General features: G+C 26.8%; 20 protein-coding genes and 2 pseudogenes. 1 reads left to right on the forward strand and 21 read right to left on the reverse strand.

Features of this window, described 5'->3' with window-relative positions:
- Window positions 1-41 precede the first annotated feature (41 nt).
- Entirely contained in the window at window positions 42-1,229 is a 1,188-nt protein-coding gene (locus tag ACQPUY_RS14980) for an ROK family transcriptional regulator (RefSeq protein WP_430842379.1), read from the forward strand.
- Between the two features lie 104 nt (window positions 1,230-1,333).
- On the opposite strand, the gene ACQPUY_RS14985 is transcribed toward ACQPUY_RS14980, so the two are convergent.
- The 21 genes and pseudogenes from ACQPUY_RS14985 to glf all read right to left on the reverse strand — a co-directional run bounded on the left by ACQPUY_RS14985 (window position 1,334) and on the right by glf (window position 24,801).
- Window positions 1,334-6,229, reverse strand: coding sequence for a discoidin domain-containing protein (locus ACQPUY_RS14985; protein ID WP_430842381.1), 4,896 nt, complete (start codon window positions 6,227-6,229; stop codon window positions 1,334-1,336).
- 469 nt (window positions 6,230-6,698) lie between these two features.
- Window positions 6,699-7,409 carry a Fic family protein gene (locus ACQPUY_RS14990; protein ID WP_430842383.1) on the reverse strand — a complete coding sequence of 237 codons (711 nt, stop codon included), beginning with the start codon at window positions 7,407-7,409 and terminating at the stop codon, window positions 6,699-6,701.
- A 225-nt stretch (window positions 7,410-7,634) separates the two neighbouring features.
- The gene (gene galU / locus ACQPUY_RS14995) at window positions 7,635-8,507 is read right to left on the reverse strand and encodes a UTP--glucose-1-phosphate uridylyltransferase GalU (RefSeq protein ID WP_430842385.1); all 873 of its coding nucleotides are present in this window, start codon (window positions 8,505-8,507) and stop codon (window positions 7,635-7,637) included.
- A 108-nt stretch (window positions 8,508-8,615) separates the two neighbouring features.
- Complete coding sequence (locus ACQPUY_RS15000; protein WP_430842387.1) at window positions 8,616-9,560, reverse strand: EAL domain-containing protein; 945 nt, start codon at window positions 9,558-9,560, stop codon at window positions 8,616-8,618.
- 97 nt (window positions 9,561-9,657) lie between these two features.
- Window positions 9,658-9,918 carry a hypothetical protein gene (locus ACQPUY_RS15005; RefSeq protein WP_430842389.1) on the reverse strand — a complete coding sequence of 87 codons (261 nt, stop codon included), beginning with the start codon at window positions 9,916-9,918 and terminating at the stop codon, window positions 9,658-9,660.
- Between the two features lie 150 nt (window positions 9,919-10,068).
- Window positions 10,069-10,941 (reverse strand): UTP--glucose-1-phosphate uridylyltransferase GalU, encoded by an 873-nt coding sequence (galU, locus tag ACQPUY_RS15010; protein WP_430842391.1) that lies wholly within the window; start codon window positions 10,939-10,941, stop codon window positions 10,069-10,071.
- Between the two features lie 49 nt (window positions 10,942-10,990).
- Window positions 10,991-11,605 (reverse strand): annotated as a pseudogene (locus ACQPUY_RS15015) (capsular polysaccharide synthesis protein); the annotation flags it as partial.
- A gap of 38 nt (window positions 11,606-11,643) precedes the next feature.
- On the reverse strand, window positions 11,644-11,847 hold the full coding sequence (locus ACQPUY_RS15020; protein WP_430842393.1) for a capsular polysaccharide synthesis protein: 204 nt from the start codon (window positions 11,845-11,847) through the stop codon (window positions 11,644-11,646).
- A 185-nt stretch (window positions 11,848-12,032) separates the two neighbouring features.
- A complete protein-coding gene (locus ACQPUY_RS15025; RefSeq protein WP_430842395.1) occupies window positions 12,033-13,163 on the reverse strand; it encodes a Coenzyme F420 hydrogenase/dehydrogenase, beta subunit C-terminal domain in 1,131 nt (376 codons plus the stop codon).
- A gap of 9 nt (window positions 13,164-13,172) precedes the next feature.
- Window positions 13,173-14,600, reverse strand: coding sequence for a lipopolysaccharide biosynthesis protein (locus ACQPUY_RS15030; RefSeq protein ID WP_430842397.1), 1,428 nt, complete (start codon window positions 14,598-14,600; stop codon window positions 13,173-13,175).
- Between the two features lie 80 nt (window positions 14,601-14,680).
- The gene (locus ACQPUY_RS15035; protein WP_430842399.1) at window positions 14,681-15,709 is read right to left on the reverse strand and encodes an acyltransferase family protein; all 1,029 of its coding nucleotides are present in this window, start codon (window positions 15,707-15,709) and stop codon (window positions 14,681-14,683) included.
- Between the two features lie 90 nt (window positions 15,710-15,799).
- Complete coding sequence (locus ACQPUY_RS15040; RefSeq protein ID WP_430842401.1) at window positions 15,800-16,789, reverse strand: O-antigen ligase family protein; 990 nt, start codon at window positions 16,787-16,789, stop codon at window positions 15,800-15,802.
- 359 nt (window positions 16,790-17,148) lie between these two features.
- Window positions 17,149-18,147: a polysaccharide pyruvyl transferase family protein gene (locus ACQPUY_RS15045; protein WP_430842403.1), complete on the reverse strand. Its 999-nt coding sequence runs from the start codon at window positions 18,145-18,147 to the stop codon at window positions 17,149-17,151.
- A gap of 173 nt (window positions 18,148-18,320) precedes the next feature.
- A pseudogene (locus ACQPUY_RS15050) lies at window positions 18,321-18,495 on the reverse strand (DapH/DapD/GlmU-related protein); the annotation flags it as partial.
- 337 nt (window positions 18,496-18,832) lie between these two features.
- Window positions 18,833-19,792 carry a glycosyltransferase family 2 protein gene (locus tag ACQPUY_RS15055; RefSeq protein ID WP_430842405.1) on the reverse strand — a complete coding sequence of 320 codons (960 nt, stop codon included), beginning with the start codon at window positions 19,790-19,792 and terminating at the stop codon, window positions 18,833-18,835.
- Window positions 19,789-20,823, reverse strand: coding sequence for a glycosyltransferase (locus ACQPUY_RS15060; RefSeq protein ID WP_430842407.1), 1,035 nt, complete (start codon window positions 20,821-20,823; stop codon window positions 19,789-19,791). Before ACQPUY_RS15060 ends, ACQPUY_RS15055 begins: the two co-directional genes overlap by 4 nt.
- Entirely contained in the window at window positions 20,823-21,755 is a 933-nt protein-coding gene (locus ACQPUY_RS15065; protein WP_430842409.1) for a glycosyltransferase, read from the reverse strand. Before ACQPUY_RS15065 ends, ACQPUY_RS15060 begins: the two co-directional genes overlap by 1 nt.
- Window positions 21,755-22,735, reverse strand: coding sequence for a glycosyltransferase family 2 protein (locus ACQPUY_RS15070; RefSeq protein WP_430842410.1), 981 nt, complete (start codon window positions 22,733-22,735; stop codon window positions 21,755-21,757). The genes ACQPUY_RS15065 and ACQPUY_RS15070 overlap by 1 nt, the downstream gene beginning before the upstream one ends.
- Window positions 22,736-22,749: 14 nt before the next feature.
- Entirely contained in the window at window positions 22,750-23,235 is a 486-nt protein-coding gene (gene pssE / locus ACQPUY_RS15075) for a PssE/Cps14G family polysaccharide biosynthesis glycosyltransferase (RefSeq protein ID WP_430842412.1), read from the reverse strand.
- Window positions 23,232-23,693, reverse strand: a complete 462-nt coding sequence (gene pssD, locus ACQPUY_RS15080; RefSeq protein WP_430842414.1) for a PssD/Cps14F family polysaccharide biosynthesis glycosyltransferase — start codon at window positions 23,691-23,693, stop codon at window positions 23,232-23,234. The genes pssE and pssD overlap by 4 nt, the downstream gene beginning before the upstream one ends.
- Window positions 23,686-24,801, reverse strand: a complete 1,116-nt coding sequence (glf, locus tag ACQPUY_RS15085; RefSeq protein ID WP_430842416.1) for a UDP-galactopyranose mutase — start codon at window positions 24,799-24,801, stop codon at window positions 23,686-23,688. The genes pssD and glf overlap by 8 nt, the downstream gene beginning before the upstream one ends.

Genomic DNA, 24,801 nt, shown 5'->3' on the forward strand with positions numbered 1-24,801 from the left:
TAATTAATGTTGTATAATATTATTATATAAAGGAGGTTAATATGAAACTTACAAAAAACCAACAAAAGTTAAGATTTAAAATTTTAGATAAAATCTATTCTAAGGGTCCTATCTCTAGAATTGATATTTCAAAAGAAACTGGAATTACACCTGCGACAGTTAGCGAAATTACCGGTAGTTTGATTCAAGAAAATCTTATCCATGAACTTGGAGAAGTTATACCTGAAGAAAGCAAATCAGGAAGAAAGAAAATACTATTAGGCATATCTCCTAACCATAGCTTTTATATAGGTACTGAATTATCTCCAAAATATATATCATTTTGTTTAACTGATAATATAGGTAAAATTTTCAAAGAGAAAATTATTCAATTAGATACTTCTGATTTAGAAGAAATTTTAAGTGAACAATTTTATATTAATGAATTAAAGAATTTTATAAATTCTTGTGAAGACTATAATCCAAAAGGAATCGGTGTAGCTCTTCCTGGTCATTTTGATGAAGTAAATAAATCAATTGATAGTAATAATTCATTTTGGAAAAACTTTAATATTAAAATCTTATTAGATGAAATAGATCTACCAATCTACTTTGAAAATAACGTTAAATGTATGACATTATCAGAAAGATTATTTAGTTTTAATGGTAATGATGATAATTTTATATTATTCCATGTTGGTAGGGGAATGTTTTGCTCTTATATGTACAATGGTGAGCTATATGCTAAGGATAATTCTCTTGTAGGAGAAATAGGTCATATAGTTGTTCACCCAAATGGTGAATTATGCGAATGTGGGAAACGAGGTTGTCTTCAAACCTATGGAAGTGAAGCTTGGATTATTAAAAAATCCCAAATACTTTTTGATAATTCAGAAAGTACTTATTTAAAACAATTAGTTTCAGATAGAAATAAAATAACCATAGAAACTATATTAAAAGCTTATAGATTAGGTGACGAAGGAATTATAAAAATACTTCACTCTGCAATTAATTATCTATCAATTACAATTAATAATTTATCTATGATGATTGATTCAAGTAAAATTATAATTCATGGGGAATTATTTAATGAATCCCTACTATCAGATTTATTAAAAGAATACTTGAATCAAAATATTAGCTTATTAGCAATAGAGAAAAATCTAGATGTAATAGTTAAAAAATATTCTAATTATACAGGTGCTTTAGCAGCCTCTGCTCTTTGTATTTCAGAAATGCTAATTAATTAAAAATAAAATACCTTAGAAAAATTGTTATTAATTCTTCTAAGGTATTTTATACATATTATATTAAATAAGAGAGATGAAAAAATTCATCTCCCTAAATATTTACTTTAAGATATAGTTTTTTTGCGTTTACTGTACATAAGTCCTAAACCTGACATTACACATATAACAGCAAGCACTCCCCAATGTCCATTTTCAACTCCTGTGCCTGGTAATTTACCACCATTATTAGGTGTTTTATTTGAATCACTTGGTTTTTCTGTTCCGCTTCCATTATTTCCGGACCCATTGTTTCCGCTTCCATTTCCGCTTCCATTGTTTCCACTTCCATTATTTCCAGATCCACCATTTCCATCACCCTTAGCAATTAAATCATTTATAGCTGTATCTAGTGATTCTACTGCTTCGTTTACTTCTTTCTGAGTTGCATCTTCATTAACAAAAACTTCACCAGCTCTTGCTAATTGAATTTTTACCTCATTAGCACTTTCTTCTGTATATTTTGATAAATCTATCTCTTTAGCCTTATTTATTAAATCTTCAAGTTTAGATTTATCTGGTATTAATCTTAAATCTAGATAAGATTTTAATAATGTATTATATGCTGAATCTACTTCTTCTTGAGTAGCATATTCATCAGCTAAAACTTCTTTAGCTATATTTAATGCACTTTCAAATGGTGTCCAAGTTTTTTCAGTATATTCCTTCTTATCTAGCTTTTCTAATTTATTTACTAAGTTTTGAAGTGCTTCCTTCTTAACTTCAATTCTAACTAAGCCATCTATAGCTGCTTTTAATGAATCTAAAGTCTCATCTATTTCTTTTTGCATTGCATTTTCATCTGCAAGTACTGCATCTGCAGCTGCAATAGCTTCTTGTAAAATAGACCATGAATCAGCAGTATAACCCTTCTCAACTAACTCTTTTGCAGAATCTACAAGAACTTGTAATGCTTCTTTATCTCCTTGCTTATATTCAAGCATCCAAATAACATTAACTAATCTCTTGAAAGATGCATCTACTTCCTCTTCTGTAGCATCTTCATTTGCATAAATAGCTTTAGCTTCTTCTAATGCAGCATTGAATTCTCTTACTACAGCTGGTACTACACCCTCTAGTAAGCCTTCTGCTACAACTTCATCAGCATAATCTATAGCTATTTTTAAAGCAGTTTTATCTACTTCTGGTTTTGGTTCTGGAGTAACTTCCTTAACCTTATGAACATTTAACTCAGCAGCTGTTGCAAATCCACCAACTCCTGCTTTCGCAACTAATCTTACATGTGTTACATTAGGAACTTCATCAAAATTAACTACTTTTAAAGTAGCATCTTGTGCCCAAGACCCATCTGAAACTGTTGTAAAATCAGTTCCATTTGTACTTACTTGAAGCTCATACTTAGTTATTGTACCATTTCCTCCATTACTTCTTGGAAGATATGAGAATTTATTAATAGTATAAGCTTTTCCCAAATCTAATGTTATACTTTGTGGTAATTGTACAGGAGTATTGTAATTTGTATGCCAAATAGTTCCCGGATTTCCATCTATAGCGAAAGATGCTAATCCTTCTGAACCTACATTTGGATGCTCACTTGTTGCTGATGCTTTCATAGTTTCTTGTGGTATTATTGTCTCATCTGCAATATTTACAGCAACATTATAAACTTCTAATGATTTTACTTCACCATTAAATGCCTTTGTTTCACTTCCTACTTTTTCTAATGGGAATACAAATGTCCCATTATCTCCAGCTGCACTACTCTTGCTAATTTCATCAACATATTCTCCATTAACATAAAGCTCTGTTTTAGTCATTCTTCCAACTATTGTTATATCTACCCATTCTCCTTTAGGTAGTTCATAATCAAATGAGTAATCATAGAATTCTCTTGAGAATCCTACTTTTCCAGTCTCTTTTTGAACTGCTTTAAATGATCCCTTCTCAGATTCAAAAAGAACTTGCTCTTCGTTATTACTATTTTCATCACGTTTTACGCTAAATGAAACTGTATAATTTGGTCCTATATTTTCTATAGCACTTTCCAAATGACTATTATTACCATTTAACTTTAATACTCCATCTTTAATAGTGGCGTTATTAAGAGCTACTGAATTATATCCATTTCCAGAATTATCAGGTACTATACCATTTGAAGCACCTTTAAAGTTGTAATCTAAAACTTTTTCTGTTTTAGATTCTACTTTATATCTTGGATTAGAATTTGGAGCATTTGAAACCTTAGCTGCAACTTCTTGGAACTCTGCATAAGTCTTATCTTCTGCTAATCCCCACATCTTTTCTGATATAGCTTGAACAGCAGGTAATACTCTATCATAAATATCTAATTCAACTATTCCATTAGCTTTTTTGTCAATCATATCATTCCAAACTGCAAAGGTTCCTCCAAGCATTTGTGGTGAACCTGCTGGAATTACATCTCCATTTCCAAATTTACTAACTTCATAACTATTGTAAATATAACTTGTATTTAAATAGTCATAATAATATCCTGCATCTGGTACTATATATAGCTTTCCATCCTCAGTATTAATTAAATCATAGCCTGCATTAAACATATCTGAAGGATCTGCCCATCCATTATTCCAAATATTCATTTGAACATTTTCTGAACGTACTGGTGTACTTCCTGGTCTTGCTGATAAACTTCCCCATAATCTTACTGTTCTATCTTTTTCATCTTGCATATATCCTAATAAATCATCTGTATATTTTCTAAACTCTTCTGTATATTTTGCATCATATTCATCTGTTCCTACATTTACAATAGTTTCAGAATCGAATACTGGATTTTCTCCATCTAAATATTCATCCCATAATTCTTTAACAAACTCTAAAGAATCAGGGTTAGTAACATCTAAGTGATCTGCTTGACGTCCTACGTTTCCCATTTTCAAGTCAGGACGTACTTTTGTAAATGGTAAAGAATGCGCTGGAGTATCGAATTCTGGAACTATATTTACTCCAATCTCTCTTGAATCTTTTATAAAGGTTCTAAATTCATCTTTAGTATAAAAAGTGTCTTTACTAGTTAAGTCAGCTTTATTTAACCCATTATTTCCGCCTTCTTTAATATCTGATTCTAATCTGAATCCTGAATAAGCATTCATTGGATCTTCTCCATTATTAGAATACTCTTCTAAGAAAATATAGTTATCGTTTAAATGAACTTGGAAATCATTCATTTTATACCAAGACATAAGTTTTGCAACATCATATAAGAAATCTAATGTAATAGGTTTTCTTCCTACATCTAGCATAAATCCTCTTACATCTGATAATGGATAATCTCTTGTAATTCCTTGTGGAATAGTTGTTCCATTTTGCTTTAATATTTGTAATATTGTTCTTGTTGAAAGAAATGCTGCTGCTGCCTCATTAGACTCAACTTTAACAAAATCACCAATCTCCATATAATATCCTTCTGTTCTAAGCTCAGGACGTTTATTGTTTAATTCAAAATAGAAATCCCCTGTTTTTGGTGAGTCTGAAACTACTACTTCAATTTCTCTGCCAACTATATCTTTATAGTCTTCTGCAAAAACCTTCATAGATTGAATTAATTCTGCTTCTGAAGAAGGTGAAATAACTATTCTTGAGCTATTACTAATCTCAAAGTTACCAGCTCCCCCAAGCCACTCTCTAAGCTCTGGAATAACAGTTGGCACATCATTCCCTGTAACTTCATTTGCTCCAGGTACTAATACATCTATATCAGGAGTATAAGCCTTTTTATTTCCTTGCTTTATTTCAAAGTTAACACGAACAGTTGTATCTACTAAAGGTCTATATATTTTCATATCAGCTCCGATAACTTCTTCATAATCGGCTCCAACAAATGAAATTTCATATCCTTCTGGTACTTCTGGCATTGGTAATACTTCGTCATCAATTGTAAGATCTCTAACCTTTATTGCATTAGCAATTTCATCAAATCCCTTTGGAATTCCACCATTATAAATTTCAATTTCATATATAGATACATTATTCCAGTTAACACCATCAGCTTGTGCTACATGTTTACCAATAAAAACTCTTACATATCTAGTAGCAATAGCTTTATCTAAATTAATCTCTTGTCTATTTTGAGTTGGTGCTGATGTTGCTGTATATATATCAGTCCAATTACTGTTATCCTCAGAAACTTGTACTTTATATTCTGTAGCATTTTTTCTTTCCCACTCAATAATTATATTTTCTATTTGAGTCTTAGCGCCTAAATCAACAGTAATCCATTGTTCATCTGATGATACAGCACTTGCCCATCTAGAAGCCTTTGCTTTTGACCCATCTACTGCTTTATCAGCTGTAAATGTACTAGTTTCATTACTTGATGAGGTTGCAGTTTTACTCAATGCAACATTGTCTCCAGCTTCTGGTACTATAACCTCTGGTACTTCTGGCACCTCTGGTTCTTCTGGTTCATTATTATATATTTCTACTTCATACATTGATACTGTATTCCAACTAATAGTACTACCTTCTTGTGTTGGAGAATAATCATCAATAGTTATTCTTACATACCTTGCATTTTGTGAACCAACATCTAAAACTTCTCTAAACTCATTTTTAGTTGTGCTATTATGAATATTAGTCCAAGTAGTATTATCACTTGATACTTCTATTTTGTATGAATTTACATTTCTTCTTTCCCATTCAATCACAACTTCATCAAAAGCTTTAACTTCATTTAAATCGATTGTAATCCATGGCTTAACTGCATTAAGTGCTGATGCCCATCTTGAGCTTCCACCCTTATTAATATCTGTTGGTCTATCTACTGTCCCATCAATAACTTTATCCGCTGTAAATTTACTTCCTGCTTCATATCCTGATGCAGTAGCACTTTTCCCCAAAGCTAAATTTTCTCGCTCTACTTCTGTATTTACTTCTGCCTGTGCAGGCACAAAAGAAAACAACATAGTAAAGACTATGAATAGTGGTAATATTCTCTTTGAAATATTATCCATCTTATTCTTCATTATACCCTTCCCCCTTAAATAATATTTTTAAATTTTAAAAGTATATAACTGAGATGCTCCAGGTATCTTGTAGGATAGATATTAACCTACTATGACAGATAAAAATTTTATCTCCCCCCTTCAATGTTATAACTATGCCACCTATTAAAGTTTAATTTTTATCACTATACTCTATAGTCATAAAAAAAGCTAACTTATCCCTATGTCGAATAAGCTAGCTAATGCCCAATTAAGGTAACACGCATCTTTAATCATTTACATAGTAACACAAAAGGTAAAATTTGTAAATATGTTACTGATTGATTTGTTAATTTTATTATTAAGTCTAAAGATCAATTTGCTGCTATCTTTATAATTTCCTAAAGAGTAGAAATAGCCCATAGCAAAATATTTACATATTCTACTATAGGCCTTTATATAAAACTTATATATAGGTTGATAAAAGATGATTTCCCCTTAGTTTGTAACATTAAAACATTTTTTCATTTTCTTTAATAAAATTCTTTTGCTTTTCTATATAATGAACTAATGGTTTTATATTATCAGAAGATGATTCCTCTAAAGCCTTCTTATATTCATCTGCTGATTCACCATTCATATATTTTAATTCTAATTTATTATCTAATAGCTGCTTCAAATATATAAATCTACCTATTCTTCCATTACCATCTTGAAAAGGATGTATACATTCAAATTCAAAATGAAATCTTGCTATATCATAAATCGTAACATTCTTCAAACTATAAAACTTTTCTATAAGTTCATTTAATTTATCCTCTACTTCCCAAGGATTTGCTGTATCAAATTTAGCACCAAGTATCCTATTTTGATATTTTTTAAATACTCCTGCTAATCCAATATCATATAATCTAGTCCTATACATCAGACTAGCATGCCATTCTTTTATCATTTCTAAAGTAAGATTTTCATCTATTCTATCTAATACCATATCAAAAGTATAGAATGAATTAACAGTTTCTTGAACATCATCTAATGTATGGGTTCCCATTACTATATTTTTTTCAAATAAAAGTTGAAGCGCTTCTGTCGTAAATGTACTTCCTTCTATTTTATTTGAATGATATATAAAATCATATTTTAAAATTTCATTTAAAGAATTATGAATTCCCTTTGTTTCCTTTAATACTTTCAAAAATCTTTCATAATATTGTTGTTCCATTATATTATCCACACCTCCTAAACAATACTTATAATAATTTGTTTTGCTATAGAATCTTCTTCATTACCTAATGCCCAACTTTTAATTACTATTATTATAGCCTATTTTAATTTTTTATAAAATAAAAAAGTATTAAAATATCATATCTAGGTTCCGTCGCTTAGATCCAAGTCACCTTGCTATGATATTTTAATACTTCAAAACTGAAGGATGGAAATTATAAAATTATAATACAATAGTTTTTAAATATTCCATAAAGTCATCTTTTAATTCTTCTCTTCTAAGTGCATATTCAACTGTTGCTTCTAGGAAACCTAACTTATCTCCTACATCGTATCTTTTTCCTTCAAAGTCATATGCATATATAGCTTCTTCTTCAATAAGCTTAAGAAGTGCATCTGTAAGTTGAATTTCATTTCCTTTTCCTGGAGCTGTATTTTCTAGAATTTCAAATATTCTAGGAGTTATTATATATCTACCTAGAATTGCAACATTTGATGGTGCTTCTTCTAAAGAAGGCTTTTCTACTAATTCCTTAACTTTAAAAACTCTATCTTCTATTTGAATTCCACCAACAATTCCATATTTATTAACATTTTCAGGTGCTACCTTTTGAACTCCTAAAACTGAAGTCTTATACTCTCCATAGCAATCAATAAGTTGCTTTAAACATGGTTTTTCATCATTATAAACAATATCATCACCAAGTAATACTGCAAAAGGTTCATTACCCATAAAAGTTTTTGCACAAAGAATAGCATGTCCTAATCCTCTTGGCTCCTTTTGTCTTATAAAATGGATATTAACCATATCTGATATATTTCTAACCATTTCAAGCATTTCTTTTTTCCCTGATTTTTCAAGTTCCATTTCTAATTCTATAGATCTATCAAAATGATCTTCTATGGATTTTTTATTTCTTCCTGTTATTATAAGAATTTCTTCTATACCTGATGCTACACATTCCTCTATTATATATTGTAAAGTAGGCTTATCTACAATTGGAAGCATTTCCTTTGGTTGTGCTTTTGTTGCTGGTAAAAATCTTGTTCCCAGGCCTGCAGCTGGAATTACTGCTTTTTTTATCTTCTTTTCCATAGTATATCTCCTTACAATTGGTTTTTATATAAAATAAATTTATTTATACGAATTTTCAACAATAATTATATAATAATAAAGTAAATAAATTTGTAAAAAAACGTCGAATTAAAATAATTTATTTATATCTTCTATAGGAATTGGTTTGCTATAAAAGAATCCTTGTACAAATACATATTTACTATTAAAGTTTTTTATTATATTATCTTGATCTTTATTCTCTACACCCTCTAATACAACATATTTTTTTGCTTTTTCTGCTATTCTTAATATAAATAAAATAATCTCATCTTTTATTAAATGCTTTCCTAACCCATCTACAAAATTCTTATCAACCTTAATAATATCTGCATCTAATTTTTCAAGAACATCTAAATTAGAATACTCAGTTCCAAAATCATCTATAGCTATTTTAAAGCCCGCATTTTTTAACTTAGATAAATTCTCCATTATTTTATGTAATTTTTTTATTCCTACTTTTTCTACTATTTCTAAACAAATGCTTTTATTTTCTAGCTTAGATTCTTTTAATATTTCTATGGCTTCCTCTACAAATTTATTATTTAAGATCTCATCTATAGATAAATTAAGAGAAATATAGAAATTATTATTTATAGAATTATGCTTTCTAATTTCTTCATAATCTAATATTACCCTTTTCATTATCCATATAGTTACATCAACCAGCATATTATTTTTCTTAATTTCTGGTATAAACTTTTCTGGTGATATAAGATTATTATTTTTATCTTTTAATCTTAATAAACTTTCAAATCCTACTATTACTTCTTTTATAGGATCATATATTGGTTGATAATAAAGTAAATACTTATTATTCTTTAATTGCTTACTTATTTTTTTTCTTTTTAATAGCATTCTTAATTTAGGAATATTATATGTAATGAAAAACACGCTAATAATTATTATAATTCCTATAAACAATAGACCTATTTTTTCATCTATCTTATTTTCTTCAATATAAATATTTCTAACTACTATATTATTTATAATTAATATAGTAGTTACAATAAAAATACATATTTTTTTAGTCAACCAAATCACCTTACATATTTATATTCTTTATTTTTCACTATAATATTCTATTTTCCAACAAAATACTATTGAAATTTTAATTATATCATACTTCCAATCAAAAAGGAGATAAAATTCCTAAATCCCTTAATTTAAGCATTCTCATCATAATAGTTCTCTTTCCTAAACCTAAGAAAGGAAGTTCATTTTCAATATTTTGATAACTTATCCAATAGTATTTAACACCTTCTATCACTTCATAATTCATTTTTCCACTATTTCTAAAATCATCAAAATACCTAAGAATGGTTACATCTTTAACATCTAAATTAAGCTCCATAATCTTTTTAACTGAATATCCTAAAAATGAAAATTGCATATTTAATCCTCCTAAAATTTATTTAAATATCCTATCATTAAATAAGTACCCAGTTTTAAGTAAAATTGAGAAAAAAATAAAAAATATTTATAATATTATTTACTCCGTCGCATTCGCTCCAAGTCGTCATAATATTTTACTCTCTAATCTTTATAATATAATAGTTTTTAAATACCCTATAAAGTCATCTCTTAGCTCTTCTCTTCTAAGTGCATATTCAACTGTTGCTTCTAAGAAACCTAACTTATCTCCTACATCGTATCTTCTTCCTTCAAAATCATATGCATACATTGCCTCTTCTTCAATAAGATTAAGAAGTGCATCTGTAAGCTGCATTTCATTTCCTTTTCCTGGAGCCGTATTTTCTAGAATTTCAAATATTCTAGGAGTTATTATATATCTACCTAAAATTGCAACATTAGATGTTGCTTCTTCTAAAGATGGTTTTTCAACTAATTCCTTAACCTTATAAACCCTATCTTCAATCTGGATACCACCAACAATTCCATACTTATTAACATTTTCAGGTGCTACTGTTTGAACTCCTAAAACTGAAGTATTATACTCTCCATAACAATCAATAAGTTGCTTTAAACATGGCTTTTGGTCATTATATACAATATCATCACCAAGTAATACTGCAAAAGGTTCATCCCCTACGAAAGTCTTTGCACAAAGAATAGCATGTCCTAATCCTCTTGGTTCCTTTTGTCTTATAAAATGAATGTTAACCATATCTGATATATTTCTAACCATTTCAAGCATTTCTTTTTTTCCTTCTTTTTCAAGTTCCATTTCTAATTCTATAGATCTATCAAAGTGATCTTCTATGGATTTTTTATTTCTTCCTGTTATTATAAGAATTTCTTCTATACCTGATGCTACACATTCCTCTATTATGTATTGCAAAGTAGGCTTATCAATAATTGGAAGCATTTCCTTTGGTTGTGCCTTTGTTGCTGGTAAAAATCTTGTTCCAAGGCCTGCTGCTGGAATTACTGCTTTTTTTATCTTCTTTTCCATATTATTTCTCCTCCCCATCTATTTCGTATAATTAAAATTTATTTTTAAATCAATTAATGTATTTACTACAAATCTTTTCATAGAAAGTTAAATAATCATTTTTTCCCGCAGAAAGTTTCCATGATAATTTATGAATAGGTGCTTCATTACATATTTTTTTAAAGACATCTTTATCCCACTTTTTCATAAACCATATATAGTATAATTTATAAATTTCTTCATCTTGAAGTAATATAGGAATTTTATCAATACAACTCTTAATTATTGGATTCTCCTCATATCCTATTTGCAATATATCATCTATTTGTAAATATTCAATAAGTGTATCTTCCTTTTTTTCAATATATATGATAAATTTCCATCATAAATTTTGAAACAACATTTTCTTTAGTACCAACAACAAAAAAACTAGTCCAATAAGGCTTATCATCATAATCTCTTAATGTAAAAAATTCATAATCCTTTATACAAGCATATAAAGCTCCATTTTGATAAATCGTAGCATCAAACCAAATTCCACCGTATTCATATACTAATGTAAATCTTAAAACATCACTAAAATGTGTTAAAGAAATATTTCCATTTTTTGTTTATCAACTATATAACTAGGTAAGTTAACATATTCATGATAATTATTCATATCTAAAAGTATTACTTTTCTATTCGGATTATGCTTTTAAATACTCTCAATACAAGTTAAAACTACTGGTGGTGCTGAATTATACCTTGTACCCAAAAACACCAAATTGGTGAATCTCCATTTACATTTTGTTCTACTTTTGAAGCTTCAAATGATGAAATAAATTCCTTATAATTCTCCTTTAAATATTTTTTAGATAATTCATGCTTCCATCTATCTGTTTTTCCATGTAAAAATTTTTTATCTATAAATCTTCCACGTACCATTGTAGATAATACTTAGGATAATATCATTTTAAATTCAAAATTGTTGGCTATTACTAAAATTTTTTTGTTGAATTCATCACTGATTCCTCCTAAATATTATAGTTCTTTTCTAGGAAAATATTTTTTTAATATTTTAACTAACAAAAGATATTTAAATCTATATTTAGATAATTTTTTTATTATTACTATTTCATCACGTTTCTTATTTTTCTTCTAATTTTCTGAAATATATTTACCTTAATACATTTTTCCAATAGCAATTCTGAATCTATGTCATCTATTAACTTAAAAAACTTCTTTCTATTTATATGTGGTTGTATTTGCGCTTTACGATTCATATTGAATGCAATTTTTCTATCTACTTCAACGTAGTTTATCTCTTGTTTTAAAATTCCAAATATGTTGTTTCCCTTCTCACTATTAATAGACATTAATGAAACACCATTTTCTTGTCCTATATCCAAATTTAAATTTTCAATTCCCCAAAAATCACCAATTGTTATATCAGTGAATCTTTTTTCACCAGAAAATTTACATTTATAACAACTTTCTCTATTAATTAATTCACCATGAAATCCATTTGCATAACTTACCCCTGCAAAAGTACTTCCATCATCAAAATAAAAAGTTGGAATAGAATAATGCCATCCCTTGCTTTTATCCCTAAATTTAATATCAATTATCTTTTTCTTAAACTTACCTTCTAATGACTGTACATATTTTTTTAAAACCTTTGGTGAAGGTACAGCATGACAAATAATATCTATTACTAATAATGATGGATAATCTTTTTTAAGAAAATCCGTTAAGCCTTTGCATTGGCAAGGAGTACCTGTAAATAGAACATCTTTTCCATTCTTTAAGTCTACTTCTATCTGCTTAAATATACCATCTATATTACTTTGTGAATACTTAGATTTTTGAACTTCATGTAATCTATCTATTGATTCTACACGTGTATGTTCAACTTCTAACTTTTCATTAAGCCTTGCACCATATACTATACCGTCTTTTTTTAAAATATACTGTGCAAACAGAGTGAACATTCCCCCTGAACTGCTAACATTAACAATGCCTTCATTCTTATTTACACAGGCATAAACCTTATTTTCATACTCATTATTTTTTGCCATGTTTGAGCAAGATGAATAACAAACTCTACAGTTTATACAAATGTTTTTATCTATTTCAGGATACAAGAAACCTTCTTTATCTTCTTTCATCTCAATACATTTTTTAGGGCATCTTTGTATACAAGCAGTACATCCATTACACTCTGTTTTATCTCCATATAGCAAGTATTTATTATTTTCCATTTCAACCTCCTACATTGTATTAATATGAAACTTCTTTTCTATAAATTTTTTTATATAATATATAGAATCTTTATTCATCCATAAAACAATACATATACACATAATTAAAGAAACTATATTTATTATATAGTTATCTAAATAATAAGTTATAAAAATTCCACAAGTACTTATTATTGATATTACAATATTTTTTATATTATAATTTATTTCAACATACTTTTTCACATCTCTTATTCTATATATCATTAGTAAAAAATAAGCTACTGCAGTACCTATAGAAGCTGCATATAATCCCAAACATTTTATAAGTCCAGCCGTTAAAATTACATTTATAATAGCTGCGATTGTAGAGGTTTTAGCTAATTCTTTTGTCTTTTTCAATGCTACATAAAATACACTTACTAAGCCTACAACAACATTAAATATAGATGCTAATAATAAAATAGGAATTTGGTAATATGAATCTCCAAAATCTCCTTTTATAAAAATAGGAAATATGAAAGGCATTGATGCAATTAACAATAAAAATATACTGAAAAATAAAGCATAAGCTATATTAATAACCCTTGAATAAAACTCTTTTCTATCCTTGGAATCAATATATAGCGAAGCAGATTCAGTCCATGTCATATTAAAAATATTATATATTGTTGTAAACAACCCTGAAAACTTATTAGCAGCAGAGTATATTCCATTTGCTCCTAGGCCAAGAAAGAAGCTTATTATCAATCTATCAGATGATCCAAAAATCCACCATGAAACTACATTTGGTATCATTGGTATAGAAAACCTTAATAACTCCTTTCCTTTTTCCATATCAAATGATTTGATTTTTATATATGAACTAATCCTTACAAATATTATTTCGTATAAACAGCATACTGCATTTCCCAATAAAGAGGCTAATAACATTCCATATGCACCCCAACGGAAAAAAACAATAAATACAACATTAAGGAAAAGAGTTACGGAGGCTGTAATAAAGCTTCCAATTGCATAATGAGTATTTTCACCTAACCCTCTAGTAATTTGTAAAAATATAGAAGAATATATACAAATTATAACATTAAATAATAAAAACCATTTAAATTCATTATGGTATAATGGTGAAAAAATTCCAAATAATAAAATATATAACACACTTTGAATGGTAACTATGACCAAAGTTGTTGTGATTATTTGTCTTTTTTTTTCATAACTTTTTCGTACATCTATTAAATAACGAAAAACAGCTTGCTCAATTTGCAATGTAATAATAGGAATAAACAATGATACAAGTGTATTTAACAAATCTACTACACCAAAGTCTTCTTGAGTCAATAAAACAGTGTACAAAGGTAAAAGAATAAATGAAATAAATTGTGTACATATCTTACCTATTGTTATAATTGCCGTATTTTTTAATAATTGTTTTTCTTTTGACATTATCGTAACCATTAGACATAAATTAATGCTTTTGGCTATATCCCCCTTCCATTTAAATCTATAATTTTATTTTTATTAATTACCATTAAATTCTACTTAAATTTTCTTTTGTAATTTAAAGGATAAAAGAAATATTCTATCCATGATAAAATATGGATTGATTTTATTGTTTTAAATAATAATAAAGGTATTAATAATCCTAAAAAAGTTCCTATTAAACTTAATATAGGAAAGCTTACAATTCCTAATTTAATTAAGCATGTCCTAATCATACCATTTATAGGATAATGTAATAAATAAATAACCATACTATACTTTCCTAAATAAATTAGAAATCTATTATTTACATTACATATTTTAAATATCAAAAATAATAAAATCGAAGATCCAATTCCAATAAAAAATTTTGAATATGATAGCCAAATAACTCTAAGATCAAAAATAATTCTATGAGAACTAACTAAACCTACAGAAATACATATTAAAGATATAATAAACCAATTTTTATCTTTTATTACTTCAAATAAGTTATATTTTCTAAATAGTTCTCCTAAGTGATAAAATAATCCCCATGAAAGCCAAATAAAAAAACTATTGACATGAAAATCTTTATTTAACAAATAAAAAATAATAAAAGAAAATATAAACCAAAAAATTGTTTCTATAATATCAGAATTTATACCCTTAATTTTTTCTTTACCCTTTGCCCATAAAATCTTTACAATCTTTATAGACATTAATGCCATTAAAAACCAATATAAATCATATCCAATATACGGAATTTTAAGTGCAGTCTTTAGTTCTTCTGCTGTATTTCCAGAAAATATAAAGTATTTTATAAACCATAATGCATAAGAAAAAACTATGTATGGAATGTATAATTGTATTATTGAATTAATTATGCTTATTCTCAATGATAGTGTTTTTTTCGAAAAATTATTCACATATCCTGAAATAAAAAACATTAATGGCATATGAAAAGAATAAATTATTGCATCAATATATTTAAAATAATATGGTTGTATTCCTCCATTATATATTCCTCTCATCATATGTCCAAGTACCACTAAAAAAATAGCAAATCCTCGTAAGCAATCAATATAATTTAATCTCGATTTCATTGTATTTCCCCTTCTATTCTAACTCTATAAAAAATAAGAAGTTATATACCTAAATAAACTTTAATTTTTAACTGAAAACATAATGATATCTTATTTTTGCTTTAATATATATCTATTAGCACATTCTTGAAGAGCAACTAAAAAGAAGAAATACTTTAAAGTAGATAACTCGTCAACTACAGATAAATTTATTAAATAACAAGCTTCTGATATAAGTATCAATAAAAACAAAGGTTCTTTTTTAAGAAAATATTGTTTAATAGAATTAAAAATTGATTGAATAAAGAACAAAGCTAATGCAGCTAAACCAGGAATCCCCAAGGTAATAAATAGTTTTACATAATAATTATCTATTGAAGTAACATTCCAATTATCTATACGAATAGATATATTAGAAGATACCCCTTGTCCCATCCATGGATTAATCGAAGATGCTGAGAATATTTTCCACAACCTATCTCTTGCAATTGAACTAGCCTTTATTGAACTATTTCCTCCAAATTCATATGCCATATTAGTCCCAAATATTGTATCATATACATAATAAAACTGTTTTTTTAGAAAAAGTACTATTTCTGAATCACTAAAAAAGATAAAAATAGCACCAAAAGCTACTATTGTAAATAAAATAAAAAGTAAATTTTTCTTATTTGCTTTTTTTGGTGATAATAATGAAATCACTAATACTTCTAATAAAAACAATCCTAAAGATGATCTAGCTCCAGTAAAAAATATATTTAAACTCACAATAATTAACAGAAAAATATTATTAAGTATATTGATTTCATTTTTCTTTAAATCTAGACATGTCAATGGGAAAAATAAATTTATTACTAATCCATATGCTAAAGAATGACCATATGGTCCTCTAACTCTTAAAATACCATCTCTATAGGATGACTCAATTGTATCATTTATATTTCCTATCCCTATTTTAAAGGTAGTAAAGAAGTTAAAGCCAGTAATAAACTCTATTATTCCCATTATACAAACTAATGTTAAACAAAATTGTATAAATCTTAAAATGTCTTCAATAGTAAAAATCTTTCTAAAAAAATAATAAAATAAATAGAATGTCATATAACAGTCAATTAACACGCTAAAAACAGTATTTATATCACGTCTAAATACAGCTGTATATATACAAACTATTAAATAAAGTAATAATACGAAATTATATTTAGAGCTTTTTACTTCCCGAATAAAGATTCCTAGTTTATTTTTATCAGTACATATCCAAAACATTAAAATTACTAACAAAATTCTTTGTAAGTTTAGAGAAGGCAATGAGCCTATTCTAATCATAAAAAAAGTTTGAAGCACAAAAAATGAAAATAGAAATAAATAAGAAAGATAACGAAAATTAATATATAATTTATTTTCATAGAAAATTTTAGGTATTTTTATCTTTAAAATCTTAATCACCTTCCTATTAAATACTATTTAATAAATTTAGTTAAAAATTGTAGAGATTCTTTCTTTCTCGCCTTTATAATGCTATTTACTTTATCATACTCTATAAAATTATTTACTATTAAATTGCAATTATTACTTGTAATATTTCTTTTTTCTAAATTAAATTTTTTCAAAACATCATGAATTTTTGAATTTTTTCTTGCAAATGTTGCAAATTGTTTATTATTCATAATAGAAAATACAGTACCATGGAAAGTAGAAGTAATCACAAAGGATGCATTTTTCACATAACTAACAAATTCTAAAGGTGAACAAGGTATATTTAAATCACACCAATCGTGTTTAAATCCAACAGATACTATTTTCTTTTTCATTATATTTTTTATAATAGTTATCTTTTCTTTTTCCTCTTCTGTAAAATAATATCCATATATTAGTATATAGTCATCCACATATGTAGATGATTCCTTATATGAATTTGGTAAGAATGTAGGATCTAATACTTCTGTTGGAACTATATTGGAACATTTAGAAGCAATTTCTAAGGTATTTTTATCCCTTACACCAATACCATCTAGATTTTCCAAAATATTTTTCCCTTTACCATAAACCTCACAAAAACGTTCTAAGGTACAAGTATTTGCACTTACTGCATATGTAATAATTTCCTTTGAATTTATTCCCTTACCAATATAATACCCTTCATGAGAAAAATTATAATTGTCTACATTCCACAATTCATCACTTCCAATTATAACCAAATCATATGTATCATTTAAATCTCTCACTATTTTAAATTCTTTCCAATCTTTAACATACTTCTTCAATAATTTAAAATTAAATAAAAAGTTTTTTAAATCTCTTAAATGAAGAGCATGAATGTAAAAAGGTAAATCTCTCTTTTCAGTTTCATACATATAAACATCATGTCCTTCAGCAGTTAACAAGGAATACGTGGCATATGCCTGCATATAAGCTCCATAGTTCATGGAATTATAAATTGTAATAATACATATTTTCATTTCTTTACTCCCTTTTACAAGTTTTTATTTAATATACTATCTTAATTTTTTTACAATTTCCTCAATATTACTTGAAGTTATATCTTTAAACAAGGCTTTATCATTTTTTTGTAAAAAACTAATATCAAGTTTTCCAAAATCAATTTTTAATAATTCATTAATTATTTCTCTATCAAAACGATACTTAATATGTTTAGCTGGAACTCCTCCAACAATAGAATATGGTTCAACATCTTTTGTAACTATAGAACCAGCAGCAATCACTGCACCTTGCCCTATAGTAACTCCTGACATAATTGTAGCTCCATATCCTATCCATACATCATCTTTTATGACAATATTGCCTTTGCTTCTAGCCTCTTTAGGTACACTTCCTAATAGCTTACTTCGGTAAGGAAAAGTTGTGAATTTACATATATCATGCTCACAACACAGTAAAAATTTTACATCTTCTGCTATTGAACAAAAATTCCCTATTTTTAATATTGCTTGTCCTTGATTTTGTTCAATTACATTTAATAATCCATATGTATAATTTCCTACTTGTACACTATTTAAGTCAAATAAATTTACAGGTAAGGTATCATTATGTGTATTTCTTTTTTTCCATTCTTTTTTGAACTTTAAAATATTAATTAAATATTTTATCCTACCTATCATAATATAATTTCCTCTCCTTTAATATCTATCCTTTTACTCGACAATATATATTAGGAAATTTAGCACTTAATAAAACAATTAATTTTTTCTTAATTGAATTACTTTTTTTTAAATATATTGGAACATAATGTTTTCTAAGTTCATTTATCTTGTTTAGCTTATTTTGATCATATATATTTAATTTTTTCATTAATACTTGAACATCTGCTAACGATGATATTAATGCTTTTATAGTATTTAAATGTAAATCATTGTATTTTTCAGTTACAGTACACATCTTTTCGAAAGCATATACCAATGAAAAATATTTTTCAAAAGATTGTTTAGAGTATTTTATATCTGTTAAGCTTCCACAATGCTCAACTCGATGATATAAAACATCGTTAATACCTATGTTTTTTTTACTTATAAGTAAAAGGTTCATGTTAAATAAATAATCTTCTAAATATGTAATATCTTCTTCAAACCTAAGCTTTTTTCTTTTGTTATTAATGCAACTTGCATTTATCATCATTGACCATACAACAAACGGCATATACATACCATCATAGCAATTATTTTTATAGTCATATTCACCTGCTGAAAATACATAGCCACTTTTGACTTCTTTATTACTATATTCTGTGTCATATCCACAAAAAACAACTTCCGCATTATTTTCTATCATAGCATCATATAATTTCTGCAAATAATTATTACTTAAATAATCATCAGAATCAACAAATACAATATAGTCTCCGTTGCATCTATCTAATCCATAATTTCTTGCGGAACTTGGTCCGCCATTTTTTTTATGAAAAGCCTTGAAACGATTATCCTTATTTTCATACTCTTTACAAATATTTAAGCTAGAATCAGTTGATCCATCATCAACCAAAAGCACCTCAATATTTCTATAATTTTGTTTAAGAATACTATCTAAACATCTATGAAGATATTTTTCACAATTATATACAGGAATAATTATAGAAATAAGTGATTTCATGAAACAAACTCCTCACTCTCAATAATTTTAATAATGTTGTTTGAATATGATTCTTCTGAAAAATTATCATATAAATATGAATATAAAGCTTGAAAAATTTTATTTTCTTCTTCATCATCCATTTTCATAATATTTAGAAGTTTATTCTGTATATCTCTAGGATTTTTCATTTCAGTTAATAAGATACCTTCAAAATCCTTCGATATATATTCAACTGTTGTTGGAGTTTTTGTTATTAATGGTATCTTTCCATAATTCACCGCATCAAATAAAACCAACACCCCTGCAGTTACATCACTGTTTAATGGAATCAAAACATAATCTGAATTTTTTAATTTTTCTACATACTGTTCATGTGGTATATTAAAAAACACATTAATATTAGGTGAATTATATTCACTAGACCAATCTGATGCCCTAGCTACAATATTAAATTGAACTGATTCCATTTTTTTTGCTAAATCAGATAGTGTTTTCCAATCTCTTGCACTAGCACCTGCTGAAAATATTGTTATCTTATCTGTATTTTTCTTTTGTCTCTTTATGTCCTTTAAAACTTTAATTCCATCTGGTAATTTGAAAATTCGATTTTTCCCTTGAATGTCAAATTTAGAATAATATGTATCAAAATCTCTTTTAGTATTACATGTTGAATACAAATTTTTATTTTTAAATGCTTTTGTATAAAATAAATTTCTTAATCTTGATTGAAAATTATCTTTAGAAAAATCACATAATAAATTAACAGCTAGTATTTTTACTGACTGCTTCTTTTTTTGAAAAATTGATGCAAATATTCCTGGTGTACTACACATTGAAATAATAACATCTCCATCCTTGGAGTTATCTAAGGCTTTCTTTGCCATACGGTAACATTGTAAAAAATTTATAATTTTATAACCTTTTTTATACCTTCTTGGACCGTCATCTGTATTTTGAATAATATCTATTTCATATCCTTTATTTTTTAAATATACAGGTAATAATTCATCATCTCTTACACTCCAATTGTATATTAAAGTAATTTTCATTATTTATTCCTCCAGGCAATATAAGTTTCCATCAAAATAGATTTTCTACTATGGTAAAACTTACTATAAAAAAGTGATAATGGAATTATATTTAAATATTTATTTTTTTCTAACAACTGTAAACGAAGCTCAACAGCACGTATATTTTTCTCAATTAATTTTTGATCATCTAATGTACAGTTCATATCTTTCATATATTGTAACATTTTAATATGACCATTCATTAAATTTTTTAGAAATACAATTCTTTTGTTTATTTCATGTAATTTATTAATAGACACATTATTACCATGAACTCTTCTTTTTAATGTGCTCCTATGTAGCATATAGCATCCTTGGTTTGCAACTGCCATTTTCCATACAAATTCATCATGTGCCCATGAATTAAACCAATATGGTTTAATTTCTTCAAAAAATGACTTTCTTACCGCCATTGTACAACCTTCAGCACCAATAAAAACATTTTTGTGATTTAATGGAAGAAATTCTAAAGTATTGGTATAAGTCATTTTTTTTAATACATCTTGAGGTAATTCTTTAACCCCTTCACCAGTATAAAAAGGCTTAAATTCTGAACATAGTAATTTAATCTTTGAATTTCCTTCCATTATTTTACTCATGTATTCAACTCTATCTAATTCCCATATATCATCTTGATCGCAGAAAAATATAAGACTATTTTTAGCTTTACTCATTCCAAAGAAAAAGTTATTAGCATACCCTTGATTTTTTTCATTAACAACACATCTCCAATTTTTTTCTAACTGTTTATCCTTTATATAATTTTGAATAATTTCAACAGTAGAATCCGTAGAACAATCATCAAAAATCAACACTTCATCAATTTTTTTTGTTTGTTTTAACAAAGAATCTAATTGTTCTACTATAAATTTTTCACCATTATAAGTTGCTAATACTACACTTGTCTTCATTATAAGTTACTCCTTCCAAAGTATCGAATAAAATAAAATATATTTGCATAAATTGGTAACGATACTTTATTTATGCTTCGCAAATATAATCCACGAATACCAGAATGAATATATTTGTTCTTTTTATATTCAGGGAACTTTCTATTTACTTCCTCAATCATTGCATTCAAGCACCTATTTCTCTGTTTTCTATTTCGAATTTGACAAATTCTTAATATAGAGCTAGAAAATAAAATTTTAACATAAAAGTACTCTAGTTCTTCTTTATATTTTTGATAAAAATTATGTTGCTTATAAAACTCTAGAGAATAGTTCATTACATTTATAATTTGCATAACTTTTTTCTCATTTTGTCCATTCATTGATGAAGATTCACGTTGAACTTGATTCACAAAGCAATCATCTAGATGATTTATCTTCTTAACATATGGAATCATGTTTAAATAAAAGGCAGTATCTTCATAAACTAGTTTTTCTGGAAATCTTATTTGATTATCTTTTATTAATGATGTTCTATAAATTTTATTCCAAGGTGCTGCCCATGGGTTAAAAAACAGTTCTTTTGGTGAACTAGCCTTAAATAAATGAATATTTTTTTTACCTTTTGCTATTGATATGTATGAATAATCACAAGTTATTACATCTGCATCTTCTTTTTTTGCTAAATCATACATATTTTTATACATAGAAAGCTCTATAAAATCATCTGAATCAACAAAACCTAAGTATTCACCTCTTGCCATACTAATCCCTAGATTTCTTGCCGATCCTTGTCCACCATTTTCCTTAATAAATGATTTAATGATTTTTGGATATCTAGCTACATATTCATCTACTATATCTTGAGATGAATCTGTAGATCCATCATTAATCAAAAGAATCTCTATTTCTTTTAGCGTCTGATTAACTAATGAATCTAAACATCTTCTCAAATAATTTTCAACATTATAAATAGGTACTATTATACTTAACTTTATCATACTATTCTTCCATTCTAAATTTTTTCAATAAAATCAACAATAATTCTTGACATATATGAATTATCACTTACAAATTCTTTAGGTTCAAAATTTTTAATTTCATTTATCACTTTAATTAATTCCATTTTGTCAGTTGCCATTTTTATATACCCATCGTTTTTTAAAATAGTTGTGAATTCTAACTGATGGTCATCAAGATGTTCATTATATTTTGCTAACCTAGGAAATGAAATTATTTTTTTATGTTTTTTCATAGCTGATATTAAAGTACCTACTCCACCATGCGTAATAATTAAATCTGAATCATCTATGTATTTTTGAAATTCATCCCCATCAACAAATCTAAAATTTTTATAATTTGTAGGTACATATTTAGAATGTCCAATTTGTGCAACTATCTCATTTGAATTAATTATATTTTCTCCTACTATTTCATCTAGAATCTTTAAAATTCTACTAAAATCGAATTCTACGACTCCTCCTACTATTACAAAAATCAATATATCCAACCTCCATATGTTGCCTTAGGATAACATTTTAACTGTTCCTTCCATTGCACTATAAATAAATCTGCAAATTTATATATTAACTTTCCTGTTTTACTAACTGTATTAACTCTAGCTATGCTTTCAATATATATTATTTTTTTCTTAAATATTTTTGCATATATACAAAGTGGTATAGCTACTGCTGCACCAGTTGTTACTATAACATCTGGTCTTTCTTTAATGAAAATAACTATTTGTTGGATAAACATAAATATTAAAGAAACTATCTTAGTATATGAATTTCTTCTATTCATATCACTTATAAAATACTTTTTTCCATTTAAATTAGTAGTCCATTTTGTTTTAGGTACAGCATAAAAATAATCATATTTTTCTCTTAAAACTTTTACTTGTAATAATTCTTCAATATGTCCTCCTGAAGATGCTAATAAACATATTTTTTTATTCATTAGACTTTAACTCCTTATTGACACATTTTAAAGCTTCTTCAATTACTATATTCATGTCAAAATATTTATATTGCCCTAGCCTTCCACCGAATATAACTTTATTATCCTCTTCTGATAATTTTTTGTATTTATTGTATAATAAGTTATTTTTCTCATCATTAATCGGATAATATGGCTCATCTCCTATATTCCAACCTTTAGGATATTCCCTTGTTATTATTGTCTTGCTACTTTGAGTATCAAATTCAAAATGCTTATGTTCTATAATCCTTGTATATGGAACTTCATAATCAGTATAATTTACCACAGCATTTCCTTGATAATTTTTTAAATCTAATATCTCATCTTCAAATTTTAAACTTCTATATTCTAAACTACCATAACAATAATTATAATACTCATCAATCATCCCAGTAAAAAGTATTTTTTCACAATTTTCCATCAGCTCATCTTTATGTTCAAAAAAATCATAATTAACTTTTACATCAATATTTTCTAACATATTTTCTATAATTTGTGTATATCCACCTATAGGAATTCCTTGATATAAATCATTAAAATAATTATTATCATAAGTAAATCTTACTGGTAATCTTTTTATTATAAATGCTGGTAATTCAGTACATGCTTTTCCCCATTGTTTTTGAGTGTATCCCTTAATTAATTTTTCATATATATCTTTTCCTACTAGGGATATTGCCTGTTCCTCCAAATTTTTAGGAGAGTTTGTCTTACTTTCTTCAATTTGAGAATCTATTATTTCTTTAGCTTCCATAGGAGTCTTAACTCCCCATAGCTTATTAAATGTATTCATGTTAAATGGTAAATTATATACTTCATCTTTATATATTGCAATTGGGCTATTAGTATATCTATTAAATTCTGCGAATTTATTTATATACTCCCAAGTTTCTTTATTAGATGTATGAAATATATGTGCACCATACTTATGAACATTAATATCTTCAATTTTTTCAGTATAGATGTTTCCACCTATATGGTCTCTTTTTTCTATCACTAAACATTTTTTGCCTATTTTATTTGCTTCATATGCAAATATAGAACCGAATAATCCTGATCCTACAATTAAGTAATCATACTTTTTCAT

The sequence above is a fragment of the Clostridium nigeriense genome, assembly GCF_050585245.1.
GTDB classification, from domain to species: Bacteria; Bacillota; Clostridia; order Clostridiales; family Clostridiaceae; genus Clostridium; species Clostridium nigeriense_A.

What these genes read in the sequence shown, in the direction of transcription:
- ACQPUY_RS15055 (WP_430842405.1), bottom strand. Translation starts at nt 19,792, where the DNA reads ATGAAATCACTTATTTCTATAATTATTCCTGTATATAATTGTGAAAAA.
- galU (WP_430842385.1), bottom strand. Translation starts at nt 8,507, where the DNA reads ATGGAAAAGAAGATAAAAAAAGCAGTAATTCCAGCTGCAGGCCTGGGA.
- ACQPUY_RS14990 (WP_430842383.1), bottom strand. Translation starts at nt 7,409, where the DNA reads ATGGAACAACAATATTATGAAAGATTTTTGAAAGTATTAAAGGAAACA.
- ACQPUY_RS15020 (WP_430842393.1), bottom strand. Translation starts at nt 11,847, where the DNA reads ATGGTACGTGGAAGATTTATAGATAAAAAATTTTTACATGGAAAAACA.
- ACQPUY_RS15045 (WP_430842403.1), bottom strand. Translation starts at nt 18,147, where the DNA reads ATGAAAATATGTATTATTACAATTTATAATTCCATGAACTATGGAGCT.
- ACQPUY_RS15065 (WP_430842409.1), bottom strand. Translation starts at nt 21,755, where the DNA reads ATGAAGACAAGTGTAGTATTAGCAACTTATAATGGTGAAAAATTTATA.
- ACQPUY_RS15030 (WP_430842397.1), bottom strand. Translation starts at nt 14,600, where the DNA reads ATGGTTACGATAATGTCAAAAGAAAAACAATTATTAAAAAATACGGCA.
- galU (WP_430842391.1), bottom strand. Translation starts at nt 10,941, where the DNA reads ATGGAAAAGAAGATAAAAAAAGCAGTAATTCCAGCAGCAGGCCTTGGA.
- ACQPUY_RS14980 (WP_430842379.1), top strand. Translation starts at nt 42, where the DNA reads ATGAAACTTACAAAAAACCAACAAAAGTTAAGATTTAAAATTTTAGAT.
- ACQPUY_RS15070 (WP_430842410.1), bottom strand. Translation starts at nt 22,735, where the DNA reads ATGATAAAGTTAAGTATAATAGTACCTATTTATAATGTTGAAAATTAT.
- pssD (WP_430842414.1), bottom strand. Translation starts at nt 23,693, where the DNA reads ATGAATAAAAAAATATGTTTATTAGCATCTTCAGGAGGACATATTGAA.
- ACQPUY_RS15025 (WP_430842395.1), bottom strand. Translation starts at nt 13,163, where the DNA reads ATGGAAAATAATAAATACTTGCTATATGGAGATAAAACAGAGTGTAAT.
- ACQPUY_RS15035 (WP_430842399.1), bottom strand. Translation starts at nt 15,709, where the DNA reads ATGAAATCGAGATTAAATTATATTGATTGCTTACGAGGATTTGCTATT.
- ACQPUY_RS15040 (WP_430842401.1), bottom strand. Translation starts at nt 16,789, where the DNA reads ATGACATTCTATTTATTTTATTATTTTTTTAGAAAGATTTTTACTATT.
- ACQPUY_RS15005 (WP_430842389.1), bottom strand. Translation starts at nt 9,918, where the DNA reads ATGCAATTTTCATTTTTAGGATATTCAGTTAAAAAGATTATGGAGCTT.
- ACQPUY_RS14985 (WP_430842381.1), bottom strand. Translation starts at nt 6,229, where the DNA reads ATGAAGAATAAGATGGATAATATTTCAAAGAGAATATTACCACTATTC.
- glf (WP_430842416.1), bottom strand. Translation starts at nt 24,801, where the DNA reads ATGAAAAAGTATGATTACTTAATTGTAGGATCAGGATTATTCGGTTCT.
- ACQPUY_RS15060 (WP_430842407.1), bottom strand. Translation starts at nt 20,823, where the DNA reads ATGAAAATTACTTTAATATACAATTGGAGTGTAAGAGATGATGAATTA.